Raw genomic sequence first — 20300 nt, 5'->3', positions numbered from 1 at the left:
GCGAGCCGTCTCCGCCGACCCGTCGGCCGTCAGCGTCTGTCAGCCGCCGGATCGAGCCACGGGTTGACACGCGATTCGAGTCACCCGTCCGGGGCCGGTTCGAGCGCGACGTGGGCGAACCCTCGGTCGGCGAGTCGCTCCGCGGCTCGATCCGTGACCGACGGCGCGACCAGAACGCCGCGGACTTCGGGCGCGCTCTCGCCGTCGCGGTCGCCTTCGCCCTCCAGATCCCCGTCGCCCTCGACGCCCAGCTCCTCGCGGAGCGCGCGCACGTACCGGGCGAGCTGCCCGACCGCGTCCGGTCCGACCCGGCGGCGTTTCAGCTCGACGACGACCGGCGTCCCGTCGGCGTCGACGCCGAACACGTCCATCGGCCCGGCGCCCGAGGGCCGTTCGGTCTCTCGGGGTTCGAACCCCGGCTCGACGAGGTCCGGGCGTTCCAAGATTCGAGTCCGGAGGTCCTCCTCGCTGCCGTGAAGCTCGAGGTCGCGGCCGCCCGTCACGCGCATCGCCGAGAGCTGTTCGACGGCCGAAAAGCGGACCGTCAGCGTCTCGTCGGGGTTGGTTCGCGACGAGACCACGCGCAGTCGCCCCTCGCGGACCGCGGCGCGGTGTTCCGACCCCGGCGGCTGCCAGTTGACGGGCTGACGGCCCTCGTCAGTGTGGACGAGGGCGGCGCCGTCGGGCTTCAACACGAGCAGCCGGTCGCCGGCACCGAGGTCGGAGGCGGCGCGGCCCTCGTACGAGACCGTACAGCGGCCGAACAGGCTGACGAGGTCGCCGCGCTCGAAGGCGTCTTCCAGCTCCCAGAGCGCCTCGCGGTGGCTCGGGTCGTGGACGCTCGTGACTGTCACTGGGCTCCGTAGGCGGTCGCGGGGCAAAAAGGGCGCGCGCCGGAGGCGCTCGCCTCAGTCGCCGCGTCGCGACACGACGATCCCGGCGACGAAGAGCACGGCGCCGAGCGCGAACGCGGCGATCCGAAGCGTCGTGTCCGAGACGAGAATTCCGGCCACCACCGCTACCCCGAAACCGCTGTGTAACACCGCCGTCAGGTTCATACACTCGGTACGGTCGCGTCGCACAAAAGCCGGTCGAACGGACCGCGCGGCACCGACCTACCGGAGTCGGCCCCAGTCGAGTCCGATCAGGTGCCGTGTTCCCAACTGCCCATGTACTCGCGCTGTTCGTCGGTGAGGTGGTCGTGTTCGACGCCTTCGGCGGCGAGTTTGATCTCGGCGACCTCGCGGTCGAGTTCGTCGGGGACGTCGTGGACGCCGGCCTCGTACGCGTCGCCGTTGTCGGCCAGTTCGCGCACGACGACCGCTTGGACGCCGAAGCTCTGGTCCATCACTTCGACCGGGTGACCGAGGGCGATGGGCGCGGCGAGGTTGACCAGTCGCCCCTCGGCGATGACGTTCAGGACGCGTCCGTCGGGCATCTCGAACCCCTCGACCCCCTCGCGGACCTCGTAGCGGTCGACGGCGAGGTCGTCGAGGTGATCGAGGTTCACCTCCACGTCGAAGTGGCCGGCGTTCGCCAGCAGGACGCCGTCACCCATCTCCTCGAAGTGCTCGCGGGTGATCACGTCGCGGTTGCCCGTCGTCGTGATGAACACGTCGCCCTTCTTCGCGGCCTCGACCATCGGGAGCACCTCGTACCCCTCCATGTGGGCTTCGAGCGCCTTCCGCGGGTCGACCTCGCAGACGATGACGTTCGCGTTCTGGCCCGAGGCCTTCTTCGCGACGCCCTTCCCGCACTGGCCGTAGCCGCCGACGACGACGTTCTTGCCGGCCCACGAGAGGTTCGTCGTCATCGCGATGGTCGCGAGCGACGACTCGCCCGTGCCGTGGACGTTGTCGAACAGCTGTTTCATCGGCGTGTCGTTCACGGCGAAGACGGGGTAGTTCAACTCGCCGTCGGCGTCCATCGCGCGCAGGCGGTCGACGCCGGTGGTCGTCTCCTCGGCGCCGCCGACGATGGAGTCGATGAGGTCCGGGTACTCCTCGTGGACGAGTTTCACCATGTCCATCCCGTCGTCGACGGTGATGGTGGGGCCGTGCGCGATACAGGCGTGCATCGCGTCGTAGTACGCGTCGTCGTCGACGCCGCGGACCGCGTAGGAGGTGATCGACTCGTGCGCGTCGAGCGCGGCCGACACGTCGTCGTGCGTCGAGAGGGGGTTACAGCCGGTGATCGCGACCTCGGCGCCGCCCTCGGCGAGCAGTTCGACGAGGTTCGCCGTCTTCGCCTCGACGTGCATCGCCATCGCGATCGTCTCGCCTTCGAGCGGCTGCTCGTCGACGAACTCCTCGCGGAGCGCGTTCAGAATCGGCATGTGCTGGAGCGCCCAGTCCATCTTCCGGCGCCCCTCCTCCCGGGCCGCCTCGACGTCCGAGAGGTGCTGTGACACCGGCGCGTACGCGGTTTCGCTCATGCCTCACGCTTCGCTCACGGCGCACTAAACCCTGCCGACACCGGACTCCCCTCCGAAAAAGCCGCTTCGGCCGTCAGTCACCGTTCGGGTCGCTCGCGCCGCCGGACGGGCGGTCAGCCCGTCCGATCAGTTACCGCCCGGGCCGCCGGCGTGGTCCGGCGGTCCGCCGTCGTCCTCGTCGTCATCGTCCTCGTCGCCCGCTTCTTCCTCCTCTTCGTCTTCGTCCGCTTCGTCCGCTTCGTCTTCCTCACTCTCTGCCTCGTCCTCTTCCGCGTCGTCTTCTTCTGTTTCGTCGGCGTCGTCGCCGTCGTCAGCGTCGTCGCCGTCGTCCTCACCGGGACCGGCGTGGTCCGGCGGGCCGCGCTCGCCGTCGTCGTTCGCGTTCCCGACGCCTTCGGGAGCGTTACCCGGAGCGTCGCTCGCGTTCTCGTCGTCGGTCTCGTTGGCGCCGTCGTCCTCGGCGTCAGCCGGACCGCCGGGTCCGCCGGCGTGGTCCGGCGCGTTGCCGGGGTTGTTCTCCGTCACGAAGTCGGAGACGGCCCCGCCGATGCCGCCCTCGCGGCCGCTGAGTCGCTCGATGAACTCCCGAACCAGCTGTCCGAACGGCTGGTCCGCGGACGAGTTCTCGCCGCCGACGGTCAGGTCGACGGTCTGCGTGACGCTCTCCCCTTCGTACTCGGCGGTCACATCGACCGTGACGTTCTCCTCCGCGGCGGGGAGTTCGACGGTCCCGTTCGCGTCCGTGGTGTAGTCGCCGTCGCCGGCGTAGGTGGCGTTCTGCCCGTCGACGGTCGAGACGTTCACGCTCGCGTTCTCCACGGCGTCGTCGTCGTTCGTGACCGTGACGACGGGCGCTCCGTCGGTGTCGGCCACGTCGAGTTCGAGGCCCTCAGGGGCTTCGAGGTCGACGGTCGCCGAGTCGGTCTCGTTGTCCGCGGTGGCCGAGACGTTGACCGTCACGTCCTCCTCGGCGGCGGGGAGTGCGACCGTTCCGTTCTCGTCGGTCGCGTACTCGCCGTCACCGACGTAGGTGACGTTCTGGTCGGCGGCGGTCGAGACGTTCACCGTGGCGTTCTCGACGGCGGTGTCGTTGTCGGTCACCGTTACCGTCGGTTCGCCGTCGGCGTCCTCGACTCCCACTTCGAGGTGGCCGTCGGCGGCCGCGACGCCGGTCATCGCACCGAGTGCGACGACCGCGATCAGCAGCAGACTGGTCGTGCGTTGTCTCATGTCCACTCGGGTCCACTCCCTGTTACCGTATAAAAAGAGAAGTCCCTTAACGCGGTTTAATTCGGTTTGTATCCGGCTTAACGGCTCTGAGGCGTCTGTTTTGGTGGATCAGAGGTTCGGCGGCGGTTTCGCCGTGATCGGTGCCGGGTTCGTCCCTGGTTTCGGGTCCGTCGTCGCTCGCGCGCGATACGTCTCCGGGACTGTCGCGCTCTACCGAGTCGTGTTCCGTTGTTTATAAGCAGGCGACCATCTCGCGGCGATGATCTCCAAGGCCCCGGCCGTTCGCTTACAAACGGTTGATACCGGATCGACAGCGAACACCTCCAAAGCCCCAGCCGCGAGGGCGGCGCACGCTCGCCGTCGTTCGAGACGCCTTCGGCGTCTCGTGATGACGAGAGAGCTTCGCTCTCTCGAACCACGCTCCTCAGTCGGTCGCTGCCGCTCTCCTTGCGGTCCTTGCGTCGTCATCAGAACGCTGCGCGTTCTGATTGGCTCACGAGAGCTTTGCTCTCGTGAACGCCTGCGCCGCCCTCGCGGCCGCCCCTTTGAGTCTCGCCCCGCACAGCACAGCGCCTCGCTGCCGTTCGCTCCGGCCTCCCTTCGGTCGCCCGTCGCTCACGGCGTCCCTCGCGCGTGCGACTCACGCCCTTCGGGCGTTCGTCGGCACGCGCCACCGCGCGTTCATTGATAAACAGGCCGCGGGTCCTGAATTTGACAGCTAAATACTGCCGACGCGGGTCGGGTTTGCGCGTCGCGTTTGATCGCGCTCTCGCTGTGCGCTACGCCGATTCGACCCGCTCGACGAGGTCGCTCGCGGCGTTCGCGGCGCGCTCTCGGACCGCCGCCGCGTCGAGCGTCAGGACCTCGCGGTCGCGCATCAGCACCTCGCCGTCACAGACCGTGTGGCGCACGTCGCTCCCGTGCGCCGCGTACGCGAGGTGGGAGACCGGGTCGTGGACCGGCGTGAGGTGCGGCGCGTCGAGGTCGACTACCGCGAGGTCGGCGGCCGCGCCCGCTTCGATCCGGCCGCCGGGGAGCCCGAGCGCGTCCGCGCCGCCCGCCGTCGCCATTTCGACGACCGCGCTGGCCGGGACCGCCGCGGCGTCGTCCGCGGCGAGTTTCCCGAGCATGGCGGCGTCGCGCATCTCGTCGAACACGTCGAGGTCGTTGTTCGAGGCCGCCCCGTCGGTGCCGAGCGCGACCGTCACGCCCGCCTCCCGGAGCCGCTGGACCGGCGCCATCCCGCTGGCGAGTTTCATGTTCGAGGCCGGACAGTGGACGACCGCGGTCCCCGCCTCGGCGAGTCGGTCGACCTCCGAGTCGTCGACGTGGACGCCGTGCGCGAAGAAGTCGTCCGCGCCGAGCGCGTCGAGAGACTCGGCGTACGCGATCGGTCGCTCGCCGCGCTCGTCGACGATCGGATCGACCTCGTCTGTCGTCTCGTTCGCGTGGAGGTGAACCGGGACGCCCGCCTCACGCGCGCCGGCGACCCCCTCGCGCAGGTACTCCTCGCCGACCGTCGTCAGCGAGTGCGGCATGAACGCGGTGCGGATCCGGCCGTCCGCGGCGCCGTCGAGTTCGCGCGCGACGGCGAGGCTCTCCTCCACGTCCGCCCGCGCGTCCGCGTCCTCTTTCGCGACCGTCACGACGCCGTGGCCGAGGCGGGCGCGCAGCCCCGCGCGGTCGACCACGTCGGCGACGCGGTCCATCGCGAAGTACATGTCCGCGAACGCCGTCGTCCCCGACCGGATCATCTCGAGGACGCCGAGTTCGGCGCCCGCCTCGATGTCGTCGGGCGTCAGTTCGGCCTCGGCCGGCCAGATGTCCTCGCGGAGCCACGGGTCGAGCGGCTTGTCGTCTGCGTACCCGCGCAGCAGCGTCATCGCGACGTGCGTGTGGGCGTTGACGAGCCCGGGGATCACCAGCGACCCGTCGGCGTCGAGCGCCTCGCCGGGCGGCTCGCCGACCGCGTCGTCGACTTCGTCCGGCGCTCCGACGGCCCGGATCGTTCCCTCGTCGCGATCGACCGCGACGTCCGCCCGCTCGACTCGGCCGTCGGGCCGGAGCACTCGTCCGCCGGCGACGCGGAGGTAGTCCATACCGGTCCGTTCCGCCCGCCCCACCAAACGCCTTCGGTTCTCAGCCCCGGGCGATGACCGGTTCCTCGCCGGCCGTCCGGACTGTCTCGCCCGCCGGCGGCCGCGTCCCGCCGCGGGAATCGATGCCCGGAAGCCGTGTTTCGGGGCGGGAATCACGTTCGGCTCGTCGTACCGCCAGTTCGCCGGCATGCCCGTCACCCCGTCGGGCACGCGGACGACGACCGAGGGCTACCGGCTGATGGAACCAGTCCCCGTCGAGAAGTGACCCGCCTATCGGCACGTGTGACGTGGGTGTCGGCATAGCATTGTACATCGATCACTGATAATGGAAATAAAATCTCAGTAGAGACACTATATTCTCAATATGTGGTTGTTTTGTCGGTGAAACGGCCCATAGATTTATTATCCACACACTGGTGTCAGTAGACGACCCGAATGAGTGACCGCGACCAGTCGGACGGGCTCGACCACTTGTTCGCCGAGACCGTCCGGGAAACGATGGATAGCTCCGTGTACGGGGCGTGGCGGGATATCCGCGACCCCGAGGCCGTCCCGCTGAGCTTCGGATTCCCGTATCCGGACTCGTTCCCGAACGAGGAGTTGGTCTCGGCGGCCGAATCCCTCTTCGACGCCGAGGGCGACCGAGCGCTCCAGTACGGCGGCGGCGAGTACGCCGACGCCCTCCCGGAGGTGATCGCCGATCGGGCCCGCGACCGCGGGATCGACTGCGGGACCGAGGAGATCCACGTGACGAACGGCGCGACGAACGCGATCGACACTGTGTGTCAGACAGTCCTCGACCCGGGCGACACGGTTTTCGTCGAGGCGCCAACGTTCATGGGCGCGCTGCGCCTCTTTCGCAACTACGGGGTCGACATCGAGGGCGTCGACATGGACGAGGCGGGGCTCGACATCGAGGCGCTCGCAGCCGACCTCGCCGCGCGCGAGATGGCCGGCGAGCCGCTGCCGAAACTGCTGTACACCATCCCCAACTTCCACAACCCGACCGGGGTAACCCTCTCCGCGGAGCGGCGCGAGCGCCTGCTCGAGCTAGCGGTGCGGTACGACTTCTTGGTCCTCGAGGACGACCCGTACGGACAGCTCCGGTACAACTGCGCGGAGCCACCGCCGCTCCGGTCGCTCGACGAGACGGGCCGGGCGATCCGGGTCAACACGTTCTCGAAGACGATCGCGCCGGGCGTCCGGACCGGGTGGATCATCGCCGAGCCGTCGTTCGTCGAACAGTTCGACCGTATCAACGCGGGCGGCGAGCCGAGCTTCACCCGCGGTCTCATCGCTCGCTACGCCGAGGACGGTCGGCTCGACCGGGCGATCGAGGAGCTGACCGCTGGCTACCGCGAGCGGCGCGATCGGATGATGGAGAGCCTCGACGAGCGGATGCCGCCGGAAACGACGTGGAGCGAACCCGACGGGGGCTTCTTCCTCTGGGTCGAGTTCCCCGAGGGGGTCGACGCCGAGGAGATGCTCCCCGACGCCATCGACGAGGGCGTGGCGTACCTTCCGGGGTCGTTCTTCTATCACGAGGACGGGGGGACGCGCAACGCGCGGCTGTCGTTCAGCCACGCCTCGCCCGACTCGATCGACGAGGGGATCGCGGCGCTGGCGACCGCGGTCCGCGCCGAGGCCCCGACGGTCGAGGCGGACGACTGACTCTCTCCACCCGGCCGTCAGAGGATCCGGTTCCGGAGGTCCTCGAGGTCGCCGGCGGCGTAGCGCCGGTAGTTCTCCTCGAACAGCGACCCGACCCGGTCGGCGTATTTCGGCGTTGACCCCGCCATATGCGGGGTGATGACCGCGTTCGACAGGTCCCACAGCGGCGACTCCTGGGGAAGGGGTTCCTTCTCGAACACGTCGAGGGCGGCCCCGCGGATGCGGCTCTGCTGGAGGGCGGTCTCGAGAGCCGACTCTTCGACGACCTCCCCACGGGCAACGTTCACCAGCACCGCGTCGGACCGCATCGACATCAGCTCCTCGGTGCCGATCAGCCCCCGCGTCGCCTCGACGAGCGGGCACGCGAGGACGAGGTAGTCGGACCGGGCGAGCAGCTCCGGTAGCTCCTTGGGCGGGTACGCCTCGTCGACGGCGTCGGGGGCGGTTTCCGGCGTGCGCTTCGTGCCGATCACCTCCACGTCGAACGCCGAGGCTAGCTCCGCGACGCGCGTGCCGATGGCGCCGACGCCGACGATCCCGAGGGTCTTCCCGGCGAGTTCGCCCGCGGAGTACCGCCGCCAGACGCCGTCGCGCTCCTGTTGGCGGATCCCCTTGTGGATCCGACGTTCGAAGACCAGCAGGTAGCCGAGCACCTGTTCGGCTATCGGTTCGGCCGCGACGCCGGCGGCGTTCGTCACCGCGACCTCCCGGTCCGCGAGCGTGTCGAGGTCGTACGAGTCGACGCCGGAGTTGAGCGTCTGGATCCAGTCGGGCGCCGCCCCGTCGGAGAGCTGGTCGCTGATCGACCGGATTGTCAAGACGACGTTCGCGTCGTCGATGGCCGCGCGGGACTCCTCGGCGGTCGTCGCCGTCTCGACCTGCTCCGTCGACGGGAGCGCGCTGTCGACCCCCGACGCCAGCCGCTCGACGAAGTCGCCGCCGAAGACGGCCGAGACGCTGTGGTGGAGCAGCACGTCTGTTCCCTCGGCTGCGGCGTTCGCGTCGATGCTTCCATTCATGCGAGTTCGATACGTTCGTTCGGATCGATGGTGGTGTCTGAGTTCACTTTCGGTGTTCCGGGAGCCGGGGCGATCGGTCGGCGGACGACCCGTCGGCGGGCACCGGTCGCGCGACTACGCTCGGCCGAACCGGGCGGCTACTTGGCGTACACGCTCATCGCGTCGGGGTTGAGGTCGACGGAAACCTCGCCGGACTCGGGGACGCTCGTCCGGCCCTGTACGGCGACGTCGAGCTCCGGGAGCGAGTCGTCGTGCGGTTCGATCACTAGGTTCGTGCGGTCGCCGTGGAAGTACTGATCGACGACCGTTCCGTCGATGGCGCCGGCCCCGGCCTCCGCGATCTCGACCTCTTCGGGACGGATGGACGCGACCACGTCGCCCTTGGTCGGGGCGTCACCGAGGTCGATGCTCACGTCGGTCACCGCGTCGAGTTCGAGCCGCGGCGGGTGCGTCGTGTTCTCCACGACGCCGTCGAGGAGGTTCGTGTCGCCGATGAAATCGGCCACGAACGCGGTCGCCGGCTCGCGGTAGATCTCCTTCGGCGTCCCGATCTGTTCGATCTCGCCGTCGTTCATCACGGCGAGACGGTCTGACATGCTCATCGCCACGTCCTGATCGTGTGTCACGTAAAAGAACGTACTCTCGACGCGGTCGTGGATCTCCTGTAGTTCGACCTGCATCTGCTGGCGCAGCTTGCGGTCGAGACTCGAGAGCGGCTCGTCCAACAGCAGGATGTCCGGCTCGTTCACAAGCGCACGCGCGATGGCCACGCGCTGCTGTTGTCCCCCCGAGAGGTCCTGCGACTTGCGGTCTCCGTACCCCGAGAGGTCCACGATGTCGAGGTACTTCTCGACGAGGCGCCCCCGTTCGCTCGAGTCGACGCCCGCCTTTTTGAGTCCATACCCGACGTTCTCGGCGACGGTCATGTGCGGAAACAGCGAGAGGCTCTGAAACACCAGGTTCGTGTTCCGCTTGTTCGGCGGCCGGTGGACGACGTCGTCGCCCTCGATGCGGATCGAGCCCTCGGTCGGGGTCTCAAAGCCGCTGATCATCCGGAGGGTGGTCGTCTTTCCGCAGCCGGACGGTCCCAGGAGCGAGAAGAACTCGCCGTGCCGGAGATCGATGTCGATCCCGTCGACAGCGGTCGTGTCGCCGAACTCCTTCCGAACGCCGTCGAGCTGTACCGCCGTCGTTGGTGTCGTCATACGGCGACCGAACACGCCGATAGTATTTAAGTTTTGTCCAGTTAAAACGATTATATTCGAGAATACATACGATTTAAACACGTAATACACAAAATATGGGCGCAAATACCCGAATTATTGAATCAAGCAGGATAAAATATGACTGTTCGGGGGTGAGAGCAAAAAAACACCGACCTGAAATGGGTATATGTCACATTGCACGTCTCAGAAAGTTATAGGTAGAACAATATAAGGGTAATATTTTGCTATAACAGTGTTACTTGGGGCAGATTTATAACATATCAGCAAAATCCGCTGATGCGTATGGTAGACAGACGGCAGTTCATCAAAGCGACGGGCGCGGCCGGTGTCACCGGTATGGCGGGCCTGTCCGGATGTATTGGTGGCGGCGGATCAACCACGGTCTCGATCCTGACGTGGACCGGATACGACGGGGTCAACGATCAGGTCGAGGAGGCGCTCGACGGCGTCGAGTTGGAGATTTCGGTCGCCGACGGCTCCGCGAACATGTTCTCCACCGTGAACGCGGGCGGAGGCGAACAGTACGACATCGTCATCCCGAACAACGAGTACGTCCCGCGGTTCATCGACGCGGACCTGGCCGCCCCGGTGGACATGGACATCATGACCAACTTCGACGCGCTGTATCCCACGTTCCAGAGCGCGGCGGAGGGCCAGTTCTCCGACGGCGACGACGTCTACGGGATGCCCGTCCAGTTCGGGTGGTACGCGTACGGCTACGACAGCTCGAAGCTCCCGGAGGACCACGAGCACTCCTACGACGTCCTCTTCAGCGAGGAGTACGCGGGCGTTGACCTCACCGGCAGCATCACCCTGTACGACGGCTACTACAAGTCGATCATGGCGACGGGGCTCGCGCTCGGTTACACCGAGGCGTTCGAGGGCGACACCGTCTCGTTCACCGACGAGCAGCTCACGACGATCGAGGAGACGCTGACCGAGTTCAAGCCGAACCTCCTCGGGTTCATCCACGACGAGGAGACGCTCACGCAGGACTACCAGAACGGGAACATCGCCGTCTCGTTCGCGAACCGCAGCACCCACGTGGGGATCATGAACGACGTCGACAGCGTGGAATTCTCCCAGCCGAAAGAGGAGGAGCTCACCTGGTTCGAAGGGGCCGTCGTCACCGCCGGCTCCTCGAACAAGGAGGCCGCCTTCCAGGTGTTAAACGAGTACATCAGCCCCGAGACCGGCGCGGCGCTCTCGGAGAACCGGAACATCATGAACACCTCGCAGGACGCGATGGACAACATCGAGAAGGAGTCGCTCCAGATCGAACCGGGCGTGCTCGAGGGGATGATCCCATTCAAGCCCGCCGAGAAAGACGACGAGTGGATCGAGATGTTCCAGCGGGTAAAGAACGCGTGAGCACGAGATGAGCACCATCCAAAAGCTCGACGACGCGTTCGGACGGCGAAGCAAGCGGGCGAAGCTCGCGCTCATGGCGGGACCGGGAGTCGGATGGCTGCTCACGCTGATACTGGTCCCGACCGCGTTCCTCGTGATGGTGAGCTTCGCCGAGATCAACAGCTCGTACGACGTGGTGTGGTCCTTCTCCGTGTCGAACTACAGAGAGCTGTTCGTCGGGGAGAGCGGGCTTTTCCAGACCCCGTTCGTCGACTCGTTCTTCCTCTCCCTACGCATCGCCGGGGCCACCACGTTCCTGACCGTCGTCCTCGCGTACCCGGTCGCGTACCTGCTCACGCGGCTCTCCGGACGGCGATTCAAGCTCCTGTTGTTCGCGGTCTTGGTCCCGTTTTTCACCATCTTCATCGTGCGCATCTACTCGTGGCTCTCCCTGTTCGGCAGCCAGGGGCTGATCAACTCGGCGCTGGTCGCGACGCCTCTCGTCTCCGAACCGGTCGGGGCCTTCGAGTACGGGGAACTGGCGGTGATCATCTCGCTCACCCACGCCTTCTTCCCGTACATGCTACTGACGCTGTACTCGAGCCTCGAGGGAATCGACTACGGCGTCATCGAGGCGTCGCGCGACCTCGGGGCGACGCGGCTGGAGATCGCGAAGGACGTCGTGGTCCCGCTGTCGGCACAGGGGCTCATCACCGGGTGCGTCTTCGTGTTCGTCCCGGCGCTCGGGACGTTCATCACGCCCCAGTTCCTCGCCCGGGGGAAGTTCCTCATGATCGCCGAGGTGCTCACGGCCAGGATAAACGAGATGTACGCGATCGACTTCGGGGCGGCGGGGTCGCTGTTCCTCATCATCCCGACCATCGTCGCGTTCGCGATCGTGATGCGTACCACCAGCCTGGAGGCGATGGGGTGAACCATGTCGGACAGCGAGAAATACAGCCGGCTGTCGCGTCTCGTCGGCCGGCCCGGCCTCACGGAGACCGTCTCCGTCGACCGGATCGTCTCCGGCTTCGCCTCGTACGGCATGTGGGCGCTGACGATCGGCATCGTCCTGTTCCTCTGGCTCCCGCTCTCGCAGATAATCGTCCTCTCGTTCACGGAGAACTCGGTTCTTTTCCCCCTCGGGGGCGTCACGCTTCAGAACTACGTCAGCCTCTTCACCAACGCGTCGCTCCTCATGGCGGCCAGACAGAGCGCGTTCGTGGCGACGGTGTCCGCCTCGGTCGCGACGCTGCTCGGCGTCCCGCTGGGGTTCGCCATCGCCCGGCACAGCTTCCGCGGGAAGTCGCTGCTCAGAGGTCTCGTCATCGTCCCGCTGTTGATGCCGGGGATCATCATGGGGATCTCGCTCCTGATCCTGTTCCGCGTCGTCGGGCTCTCTTCCGGCTTCTTTACGACCGTGCTCGCTCACTCCGTGTACGGGCTGCCGTTCATCGTCCTGCCGGTGATCGCTAGGCTCGCCGTCTTCGACCGCAAGCTCGAGGAGGGCGCCCGCGACCTCGGCGCGGACGGCAGCGCCGTGCTGAGAGACATCACGCTCCCGATCATCTCTCCCGCGATCGCGGCCGGCTTCGTGTTCGCCTGGCTCCGCTCGTTCGAGGACTTCATCCGCGTCTTCTTCGTCGGCGGCACGATGGACGCGCTCACGAAGGAGATGTACGGCATGGTGGTGTACTCCCAGGGCACGGAGGCGATGGATCCGATGGCGACGATCATCGTGCTGGTCATCAGCGCCGCGTTGGCCGTCGCGATCAACTTCCGCGACATCCTCGAGTACGTCTGACCACGGCGGGTCGCCCGCGACGCTCCGGCGGCTCCGTCCGGTCACCGATTCGGCCCACGCGCCGCGCGTCGACCACCGCGTCCGCGCCCGCCCGCCGTCCGAACCTTCTTGCCCGCCCGCGGCCGCGTTCCACCATGGCAACCGACGCCCAGCAGGCGTGTTTCGAGGCCGGGATCAAATTCGGCTCGCTGTACCACCAGTTCGCCGGAACGCCCGTCAGTCCGTCGAGCACGCGGAGTCTGGAGGCCGCGATGGCGGAGTCGATCGAAAACCAGCCGCACTGCGAGGCGGTCGACGTGACGATCCACGACGACCGGGTCGCCGACGCCATCGACCACGAGAACGGGTACACCGAGCTCACCGGCTCCCTGATGGACGTCGAGATGCGGATCGAGTACGAGGGCATCACGGCCCGCACGCGGATGGCGATGGCGGACGGCTATCCCCTGATGGAACTGGTCGAAGTGGTCGACGACGCCGGCCCGTCGCCCGCCGACGAGACCGACCCGAACGCTTAGTACCGGAACACTCCTACCCGGAGTCGAACCGCGGAGTCCCGATTTACCACCTTCAGAGACGCACATGGTCGACAAACGCCACGACGGTTCGGCGGACCGCACCGGCTTCGACGAGACGCGGAACTACCTCTCTGACGCCCTCGGTCGCGTCGTCCCGCGCTCGGTGGCGCGGCGAGCGATCGAGGTGACCGTCAGCACGGACGCCGCCGAGTACGCGCCCGACGAGCCGGTCGCGATCACCGTCGCGATCCGCAACCGCCTGCCGGTCCCGATCGAGGTCCCCACGACGACCCGCCGCCTGTGGGGCTGGGCGGTCGACGGCGTCGTCGAGGCCACCGACGAGCGGCGCTACGTGCCCGCCGAGGCGTCCTCGCTGTCGCTCCGAGCCGGCGAGACGAAGCACGCGACGGCCACGTGGAACGGGCGGTTCCGCCGCTCCGGCGGCGACGACGGGCTCGACCGGTCGGTCCGGGCCGAGCGCGGCGACCACACGATCACCGTGTTCGTTCCCGTCCCGGACGCCGACGCCCGTCACGAGGACGCCACGCAGATCCGGATCCGGTAGCTCCCCGCCGACCGACCCCGTCCTCGCCGAACCGAATCACCCTCGAAAAAACGACCGTTCTCCCCGACCTCCGACCCGCGGCGAGCGCTCAGTCGTCCGCGCCGGAGGCCCCCGTGTTCGGCGACACCGACCCGTCCAGCGCGGCCTCGTCGACCGCGGACGCGATCGCCTCGTCCCGCCGCAGGTGACACGCCGCGTAGTGACGGCCGTCGTCGAGGTCGGGGTCCAGTTCGTAGGCTGGGTTCGCGGTCGCGCAGACGCTCTCGTCCGTGAACCGCTCGGTGAGAAGTCCCTCGGCGTCCTCGAACTCCTCGCGTTCGATGTGGCCGAGCGCCTCGTCGAGCAGCGTGCCCGCGTCGCCGCTCGGGACCGCGTCGTCGAAGTAGCGCGCCCGGAGGGCGTTCGGATCGGTCTCCTCGAACGCCCGCCGCCTGACGGCGCGCTGGAACTCCACGACGTTCCGCCAGGCGGCGTCGCTCATGTCGTACGCCTCCGGCTGGATCACCTTCGGACACCGCGTCCGGAACCGACAGCCCGACGGCGGATCGATCGGCGACGGCACGTCGCCAGAGAGGAGTTCTTTCCGCCCGTCGCTCCGCGGGTCCGGGACCGGGATGGCGTCGAGTAACGCCCGGGTGTACGGGTGTTTCGGGTTCTCGAACAGCTCCTCTTTGTCGGCCAGCTCGACGATGTTCCCGAGGTACATCACCGCCACGCGGTCGGAGATGTGGCGGATGACGCTCAGGTCGTGTGCGATGAACAGGTACGTCAGGTCGAACTCCGCTTGGAGCTCTTCCATCGTGTTGAGCACCTGCGCCTGGATCGACACGTCGAGCGCCGACACGGGCTCGTCGCAGACGATGAAGTCGGGGTTCACCGACAGCGCCCGCGCGAGGTTCACGCGCTGGCGCTGCCCGCCGGAGAACGCGTGGGGGTAGCGGTTGTAGTGTTGCGGGTCGAGTCCCACCTTCTCTAACAGCTCCTTCGCTCGCGCCTCCCGCCCTTCGTCGTCGAGCATGTCGTGGGCCTTCATCGGCTCCTCGACGATGGGGCCGACCTTCATCCGCGGGTCCAGCGAGGACTGCGGGTCCTGGAAGATCATCTGCATGTCCTTCCGCTTCCGCCGCAGCGGCTCGCCGGACAGCGACGCGAGGTCCTCGCCCTGGAAGTAGACGCTCCCGTCCGTCGGCTTGAGCAGCCGGAGGACGGTGCGCGCCAGCGTGGACTTCCCGCAGCCGGACTCGCCGACGAGTCCGAGGGTCTCGCCCTCCTTGATGTCGAAGTTCACGCCGTCGACGGCGCGGACGTCCGACGGGTCCCGTCTCACGTAGGGGAACTCGCCGTCGACCGAGACGCCGCCCAACAGCCCGCTGTCGTTGTCGAAGTACTTACACAGGTTCCGGACCTGTAACAGCGCCTCGGGGTCCGAATCCGGCGGTCCGACCTCGGTCATTCCGCCTCACCTCCGGTCTCCGTGAAGCCGGCGGAGAAGCCGCCGGTCGCGTCCGTGTCGATCGGCGGGCTCTCCTCGTAGCCCACGTCGAACGCGTCGTGTTTCACGCACGCCGCCGTGTGCGTCGCCTCGCCCTCTCCGCTCAGGTTCCTAGGCTCGGGGTGGACCTCGCGGCACACCTCCCGCGCCTCCGGACACCGCGAGTGGAACCGACAGCCGGCGGGCGGATCGATCGCCTCCGGCATCACCCCCTTGATCGGTTTGAGCTCGTCGAGCGTCTCGTCCGGGCGCGGCATCGAGTCGAGCAGCGCCGACGTGTACGGGTGTTTCGTGTCGTAGAACAGGTCGTCCACCTCGGCCTGTTCGATGATCTCGCCGAGGTACATCACGCTGACTCGGTCGCAGATCTCCGCGACGACGCTCATGTCGTGGGTGACCCAGATGAACGCGGTGTCGTACTTCGCCTGGAGGTCCTTTACCATCTCTAAGATCTCGCCCTCGACGGTGACGTCGAGCGCGGTCGTCGGCTCGTCGGCGATGATCAGGTCCGGCTGGCACGCGAGCGCCATCGCGATCAGCACGCGCTGTCGCATCCCGCCGGAGAACTGGTGCGGGTACTCGTCGTACCGGGACTTCGGCGCCGGGATCCCGACCTCCCTGAGCATGTCGATCGCTTCCGCTTTCGCTTCCTCGGCGTCGAGGTCGCGGTTGATCTCGATGAACTCCCGGAGCTGTCCCCCGACGGTGAACACCGGGTTCAACGACTCCATCGGGTCCTGGAAGATGATCGCGATCTCGCGGCCGCGGATCCGCTTCCGCATCTCCGACTCGGAGAGCATGTCCTCGCGCGGCCGCAACTCGCCGCCGTCGTCCTCCTCGAGGCCGAAGATCGTCTCGCCTTTGAACTCGATCTCGCCGCCGACGATCTCACCGGGGCTGTCGACGAGCCGGAGGATACTGGAGGTCGCGACGGACTTTCCGGCGCCGGACTCGCCGACGAGCCCGACGATCTCTCCCTCGTTCACGTCGAAGGAGATGCCGTCGACCGCGCGGACCGTGCCGTCTTCGGTGAAGAACTGTGTCTTGAGATCGCGTACGCTGAGTAGTGGTTCGGTCATATCAGTTGTTTATCCGCGGGTCGAGAGCGTCCTGTAGGCCGTCGCCGAGAATGTTGAAGCCGATGACGGTGACGAGAATCGCCAGTCCGGGGAAGAGGCTGAACGTCGGCGCGGGGAGCATGTAGTTCCGCGACGCCGAGAGCATCTGCCCCCACGACGGGGTCGGCGGCTGCGCGCCGAACCCGAGGAACGAGAGCCCGGCGACGATGAGGATGCTCACGCCGATCTGGAGCGTCGCCTGGACGAGCACGGGGGCGAAGCTGTTCGGGATGACGTGCCGGAGGATGATGTTCCGGTCTTTCACCCCGGCCGCGCGGGCGGCCTCGATGTAGTCCTCCTCGCGGACCGAGACGACCCGCGACCGGATCAGGCGGTTGAACACCGGGACCGAGGTGATCCCCACCCCGACCATCGCGAAGGTGAGCTCCTTGCCGAACGCGGTCATGAACGCGATGACCAAGACGAGGAACGGGATCGCGTAGATCGTCTCGGTGACGCGCTGGAGCACGTCGTCGATCCAGCCGCCGTAGTAGCCCGAGACCGCGCCGATCAGCGTGCCGCCGACGAGACCGATCGCCGTGGCCATGAAGCCGACGGTGATGGCGATCCGAGTCCCGTAGAACAGCCGGCCGAAGATGTCGCGGCCGCGGTGGTCGGTCCCCATCGGGTGTTCGAGGACCCCCTGTCCGTACTGGTTCTCCATCCCGACCGGCGGGAGGAGCCGTTGGACCTGTTCGGGGTCCTGTACCGGGCTGTACCAGATCGCCTCCGCGATCCCGTAGTCGAACACGTAGTGGTCGATCGACGCGAGTATCGCCACGACGGCGATGAACCCGACGGTGTAGATCCCGATCCGCGCCGTCGTGTCGCGTTTCACTTGTCGCAGGGTGTATCGGAGGCCGACGCGGGCCTCGATCTCCTCCGGGCCGGTTCCCCCGGTGTCGGTCGGGGCGTCAGTCGATGAGTCGGTTTCGGTAGCCATTATGTCTCGTCACCGTAGGCGACACGGGGATCGATGTACGCGTACGCGATGTCCGTGATGATGACGCCGACGACGAACGCGACGCCGAACATGAACGTCGTCCCCATGATCAGTTCGTAGTCTTGGTTGCTGATCGCCGTGATGATGAGCCGCCCCATCCCCGGTATCTCGAAGACGGTCTCGGTCAGCACCGCGCCGCCGAGGGCCGTCGAGAGGCCGAGACCGATGATGGTGATCACGGGGAGCTGTGCCACTTGGAAGGCGTGTTTGCGGACGATCTTCGACTCGGAGACGCCGTAGGCGCGGGCGAGTTTGACGTACTCCCCCTGGAGCGACTCCACCATCGACGACCGCTCGATCCGGGTGATCTGGGCCATCTGGAGCGTCCCGAGCGCCACCATCGGCATCGCGAGGTGATGTAACGACGTCCGGAGCACCTGGAGTTGGGTCTCCGCGCCGCGGACGTCCGTCGGATCCGCCCACGGGAGCGGCAGTCCGCGGGCGGGGAACCACCCGAGGTAGAACGCGAAGACGATGATGAGCATGAGACCGATCCAGAACGACGGCGTCGAGACGCCGATGAGCGAGACGATCCGGGAGACGTGGTCGGCGGGCTTGTTCCGGCGCTTCGCCGAGATGACGCCGAGCGGGATGGCGGTCACGATCGCGAACATGAACGCCGACACGGTGAGGTACAGCGTCACCGGGAGCCGGAGCAGGATCATCTCGAGGACCGGCCGGTCGTAGTAGATGCTCTGGCCGAGGTCACCTGTTGCGACGCCCGAGAGGTACGTCAGGAACCGCTCGTAGGCCGGGCGGTCGAGGCCGTATCGGGCCCGGATCGCCTCCACCTGCTCCTGTGCGGGACTGGGTCCCAGCATGATCTCGACCGGATCGCCGGGGATCTGGTTGGCGAGGAAGAACGTGATCGTGATAATTCCGACGAGTACCGGGATCGCCTGTGCGAGCCGCCAAAGTGTGTACCGTAAGAGCCCCATTTGTTAGTTTATTACTGTCGATGACTGTGGACGGTTACTTAATTGTCCGCGTTTCCACCACGCCCGTGTCGTCGCTTCTCGGAGGTTCGGCCGGTCTCGGTCGGCGGAAATCCGGTCCGGAACCGGAGGCCGCGGAACGGTTCGCCGCGGGAACCGTTACTCCACCGCGACGTTGTTGTGCCCGGTGAAGAGCTGAATCTCGCTCGAGATGGCGTGCGAGCTGAAGTCCGAGACCCTTTCATGGATCCCGTAGGTGTTCTTGAGGTTGTACGCCGGGATGTGGACGCGCCCCTCGAGCAGCTCCGTCGTCGCGTCGATGTAGAGCTGGCGGCGCTCCTCGTAGTCGGCGCTCTCGCGGGCCTGCGTCAGCATCTCCGACGCCTCGTCGTATCCGTGGAAGGTGCCGTTGGTCGTTCCCTCGACCTCCTGGCTCAGCAGCTGGTACGCGAACGCGTCCGGGTCGGGCGAGCCGGACCAGCCGAGCGTGTACATGTTGTACCGTTCCGGATCGCCGGTGACGTAGGCGTCGAGGAACGTCCCCCAGTCCAGCCGCTGGACTTCGACGTTGCTGAAGCCGGCGTTCTGGAGCCCGTCACCGATCGAGATACCGATCTGTTCGCGCTTGTCGTCCGGCGGGACGATGATGCGCCAGTTGTAGTCCATGTCGACGCCGGCCTCCTCGAAGAGCGCCTGCGCCTCCTCGAGGTCCTGGTCGTGCGAGATGTCGCCCCACTCGTCGATGGGGAAGTCCCACTCGTCGGCCATCGTCTTCGGGTACGGACTCACCTGCCGCACGCCGGCCGGTTCGACGAAGTTCTCGACGGCCTGGTCCATCGAGACGCAGTAGTCGACGGCCTCGCGGACGAGGGGGTCGGCCGTCGGTCCCTCGGCGCAGTTGAACGCGAGGTAGAAGTATCCGATACCGGGCGTCTCGCTGATCGAGGCGTTCTCGTTGTTCCTGACCGTCTCGTACAGCTGCGGCGGGATGGTCTCGATGATGTCGACGTTGCCCGTCTCGAGCTCCGTCACGCGGGTCGTCTGCTCTTCGATCGGCTCGAACTCGATGGTCGCGAGGTTCGGCAGCCCGTCGGAGTCGCCCCAGTAGTCGTCCCAGCGTTCGAGCGTCGCGTAGCTCTCGGGCTCCCACTCGGTGAGCTGGAACGGCCCCGAGCTGACGGGGTCGGTGTTGTACGCGTCTCGGTCGCTGGTCCGGACCTCCTTGTTGACGACGCTCCGAACCAGTGCGGTCTCGAACGCACCGTAGGGGTACGCCAGGTCGAACTGGACCGTCGTCTCGTCGATGGCCTCCGCGGAGTCGACCATGTTGACCTCCGCGGCGTTCTCCGTCTCCTCCTCGGCGGGCGCGAGGACCGTGTGCATGACGTCTTCCGCCGTCACCGGGTCGCCGTTCTGGAACATGGCGTCGTCGCGGATCGGCACGATGAACCGCGTTCCCTCGCGTTCGACGGTCGGCATCTCCGAGGCGATGCCCGGCACGAGACCGACGCCCTCGTCGTACTCGTAGATGCCGTCGAAGATTCGCCCCGCGATCTGCGCGGACGGGACGTCGTTGATGATGACTGGGTCCATGTCGAGCGGGCCCTTCACCTGCGCGAAGTACAGCTCCTGGTTCGGGAGGTCGCCGCCGTCGCCGCCGCCGCCGTCGCCGCCGTCTCCCCCGCCGGTACACCCGGCAAGGAGGAAGGACGTGCCGGCCGCACTGCCGGCGAGGACCTTCCGTCGTGAAATGCGTTGTGTGTGTTCTTGACGCATACAGCGAACTCATCTCTCTATCATATAAATGCTTTGGCGGACGTGTCCGTACGGTCACCA

Annotated in this window: 18 protein-coding genes; 6 read left to right on the top strand and 12 right to left on the bottom strand. The window is 67.0% G+C overall.

Annotation, left to right across the window (positions count from 1 at the left end; translation table 11 throughout):
• Positions 1–80: 80 nt before the first annotated feature.
• From nucS to ACZ5KW_RS03000, 5 genes are all read right to left on the bottom strand, one after another.
• Positions 81–854 carry an endonuclease NucS gene (gene nucS, locus ACZ5KW_RS03020; protein ID WP_343779763.1) on the bottom strand — a complete coding sequence of 258 codons (774 nt, stop codon included), beginning with the start codon at positions 852–854 and terminating at the stop codon, positions 81–83.
• Between the two features lie 54 nt (positions 855–908).
• Positions 909–1058: a hypothetical protein gene (locus tag ACZ5KW_RS03015; protein WP_343779761.1), complete on the bottom strand. Its 150-nt coding sequence runs from the start codon at positions 1056–1058 to the stop codon at positions 909–911.
• A gap of 86 nt (positions 1059–1144) precedes the next feature.
• Positions 1145–2434 (bottom strand): adenosylhomocysteinase, encoded by a 1290-nt coding sequence (locus ACZ5KW_RS03010; RefSeq protein ID WP_343779760.1) that lies wholly within the window; start codon positions 2432–2434, stop codon positions 1145–1147.
• Positions 2435–2560: 126 nt separating this feature from the next.
• Entirely contained in the window at positions 2561–3664 is a 1104-nt protein-coding gene (locus tag ACZ5KW_RS03005) for a hypothetical protein (RefSeq protein WP_343779759.1), read from the bottom strand.
• Positions 3665–4443: 779 nt separating this feature from the next.
• Positions 4444–5763 carry an amidohydrolase gene (locus tag ACZ5KW_RS03000; protein WP_343779758.1) on the bottom strand — a complete coding sequence of 440 codons (1320 nt, stop codon included), beginning with the start codon at positions 5761–5763 and terminating at the stop codon, positions 4444–4446.
• 435 nt (positions 5764–6198) lie between these two features.
• On the opposite strand from ACZ5KW_RS03000, the gene ACZ5KW_RS02995 reads away from it, so the two are divergent.
• Positions 6199–7434 carry an aminotransferase-like domain-containing protein gene (locus ACZ5KW_RS02995; protein WP_343779756.1) on the top strand — a complete coding sequence of 412 codons (1236 nt, stop codon included), beginning with the start codon at positions 6199–6201 and terminating at the stop codon, positions 7432–7434.
• Between the two features lie 17 nt (positions 7435–7451).
• On the opposite strand, the gene ACZ5KW_RS02990 is transcribed toward ACZ5KW_RS02995, so the two are convergent.
• On the bottom strand, positions 7452–8453 hold the full coding sequence (locus tag ACZ5KW_RS02990) for a D-2-hydroxyacid dehydrogenase (RefSeq protein WP_343779755.1): 1002 nt from the start codon (positions 8451–8453) through the stop codon (positions 7452–7454).
• Between the two features lie 137 nt (positions 8454–8590).
• A complete protein-coding gene (locus ACZ5KW_RS02985; protein ID WP_343779754.1) occupies positions 8591–9658 on the bottom strand; it encodes an ABC transporter ATP-binding protein in 1068 nt (355 codons plus the stop codon).
• Positions 9659–9961: 303 nt separating this feature from the next.
• On the opposite strand from ACZ5KW_RS02985, the gene ACZ5KW_RS02980 reads away from it, so the two are divergent.
• The 5 genes from ACZ5KW_RS02980 to ACZ5KW_RS02960 all read left to right on the top strand — a co-directional run bounded on the left by ACZ5KW_RS02980 (position 9962) and on the right by ACZ5KW_RS02960 (position 13916).
• The gene (locus ACZ5KW_RS02980; RefSeq protein ID WP_343779753.1) at positions 9962–11050 is read left to right on the top strand and encodes an ABC transporter substrate-binding protein; all 1089 of its coding nucleotides are present in this window, start codon (positions 9962–9964) and stop codon (positions 11048–11050) included.
• 7 nt (positions 11051–11057) lie between these two features.
• Complete coding sequence (locus ACZ5KW_RS02975) at positions 11058–11963, top strand: ABC transporter permease (RefSeq protein ID WP_343779751.1); 906 nt, start codon at positions 11058–11060, stop codon at positions 11961–11963.
• 3 nt (positions 11964–11966) lie between these two features.
• The gene (locus ACZ5KW_RS02970; protein WP_343779750.1) at positions 11967–12833 is read left to right on the top strand and encodes an ABC transporter permease; all 867 of its coding nucleotides are present in this window, start codon (positions 11967–11969) and stop codon (positions 12831–12833) included.
• A 134-nt stretch (positions 12834–12967) separates the two neighbouring features.
• A complete protein-coding gene (locus ACZ5KW_RS02965; protein WP_343779748.1) occupies positions 12968–13351 on the top strand; it encodes a dihydroneopterin aldolase family protein in 384 nt (127 codons plus the stop codon).
• 64 nt (positions 13352–13415) lie between these two features.
• Positions 13416–13916 carry a hypothetical protein gene (locus ACZ5KW_RS02960; protein ID WP_343779746.1) on the top strand — a complete coding sequence of 167 codons (501 nt, stop codon included), beginning with the start codon at positions 13416–13418 and terminating at the stop codon, positions 13914–13916.
• 88 nt (positions 13917–14004) lie between these two features.
• Here ACZ5KW_RS02960 and ACZ5KW_RS02955 read toward each other — a convergent pair whose 3' ends face one another.
• The 5 genes from ACZ5KW_RS02955 to ACZ5KW_RS02935 form a co-directional block, all read right to left on the bottom strand.
• Positions 14005–15369 carry an ABC transporter ATP-binding protein gene (locus ACZ5KW_RS02955; protein WP_343779745.1) on the bottom strand — a complete coding sequence of 455 codons (1365 nt, stop codon included), beginning with the start codon at positions 15367–15369 and terminating at the stop codon, positions 14005–14007.
• Entirely contained in the window at positions 15366–16487 is a 1122-nt protein-coding gene (locus tag ACZ5KW_RS02950; protein ID WP_343779744.1) for an ABC transporter ATP-binding protein, read from the bottom strand. Before ACZ5KW_RS02950 ends, ACZ5KW_RS02955 begins: the two co-directional genes overlap by 4 nt.
• A gap of 1 nt (position 16488) precedes the next feature.
• Complete coding sequence (locus ACZ5KW_RS02945) at positions 16489–17469, bottom strand: ABC transporter permease (protein WP_343779743.1); 981 nt, start codon at positions 17467–17469, stop codon at positions 16489–16491.
• A complete protein-coding gene (locus ACZ5KW_RS02940; RefSeq protein WP_464388592.1) occupies positions 17469–18404 on the bottom strand; it encodes an ABC transporter permease in 936 nt (311 codons plus the stop codon). The genes ACZ5KW_RS02945 and ACZ5KW_RS02940 overlap by 1 nt, the downstream gene beginning before the upstream one ends.
• A 219-nt stretch (positions 18405–18623) precedes the next feature.
• A complete protein-coding gene (locus ACZ5KW_RS02935; protein ID WP_343779740.1) occupies positions 18624–20240 on the bottom strand; it encodes an ABC transporter substrate-binding protein in 1617 nt (538 codons plus the stop codon).
• Positions 20241–20300: the final 60 nt, after the last annotated feature.

It is taken from the genome of Halorubrum ejinorense (assembly GCF_055389685.1).
Note: the sequence above shows the minus strand (reverse complement) of the source record. Positions and strands in the feature narration are given on the sequence as shown.

Bases quoted from the DNA above. Each gene is read 5' to 3' on its own strand.
- ACZ5KW_RS03015 (WP_343779761.1), bottom strand. From the start codon at position 1,058: ATGAACCTGACGGCGGTGTTACACAGCGGTTTCGGGGTAGCGGTGGTG.
- ACZ5KW_RS03010 (WP_343779760.1), bottom strand. From the start codon at position 2,434: ATGAGCGAAACCGCGTACGCGCCGGTGTCACAGCACCTCTCGGACGTC.
- ACZ5KW_RS03005 (WP_343779759.1), bottom strand. From the start codon at position 3,664: ATGAGACAACGCACGACCAGTCTGCTGCTGATCGCGGTCGTCGCACTC.
- ACZ5KW_RS03000 (WP_343779758.1), bottom strand. From the start codon at position 5,763: ATGGACTACCTCCGCGTCGCCGGCGGACGAGTGCTCCGGCCCGACGGC.
- ACZ5KW_RS02995 (WP_343779756.1), top strand. From the start codon at position 6,199: ATGAGTGACCGCGACCAGTCGGACGGGCTCGACCACTTGTTCGCCGAG.
- ACZ5KW_RS02990 (WP_343779755.1), bottom strand. From the start codon at position 8,453: ATGAATGGAAGCATCGACGCGAACGCCGCAGCCGAGGGAACAGACGTG.
- ACZ5KW_RS02985 (WP_343779754.1), bottom strand. From the start codon at position 9,658: ATGACGACACCAACGACGGCGGTACAGCTCGACGGCGTTCGGAAGGAG.
- ACZ5KW_RS02980 (WP_343779753.1), top strand. From the start codon at position 9,962: ATGGTAGACAGACGGCAGTTCATCAAAGCGACGGGCGCGGCCGGTGTC.
- ACZ5KW_RS02975 (WP_343779751.1), top strand. From the start codon at position 11,058: ATGAGCACCATCCAAAAGCTCGACGACGCGTTCGGACGGCGAAGCAAG.
- ACZ5KW_RS02970 (WP_343779750.1), top strand. From the start codon at position 11,967: ATGTCGGACAGCGAGAAATACAGCCGGCTGTCGCGTCTCGTCGGCCGG.
- ACZ5KW_RS02965 (WP_343779748.1), top strand. From the start codon at position 12,968: ATGGCAACCGACGCCCAGCAGGCGTGTTTCGAGGCCGGGATCAAATTC.
- ACZ5KW_RS02960 (WP_343779746.1), top strand. From the start codon at position 13,416: ATGGTCGACAAACGCCACGACGGTTCGGCGGACCGCACCGGCTTCGAC.
- ACZ5KW_RS02955 (WP_343779745.1), bottom strand. From the start codon at position 15,369: ATGACCGAGGTCGGACCGCCGGATTCGGACCCCGAGGCGCTGTTACAG.
- ACZ5KW_RS02950 (WP_343779744.1), bottom strand. From the start codon at position 16,487: ATGACCGAACCACTACTCAGCGTACGCGATCTCAAGACACAGTTCTTC.
- ACZ5KW_RS02945 (WP_343779743.1), bottom strand. From the start codon at position 17,469: ATGGCTACCGAAACCGACTCATCGACTGACGCCCCGACCGACACCGGG.
- ACZ5KW_RS02935 (WP_343779740.1), bottom strand. From the start codon at position 20,240: ATGCGTCAAGAACACACACAACGCATTTCACGACGGAAGGTCCTCGCC.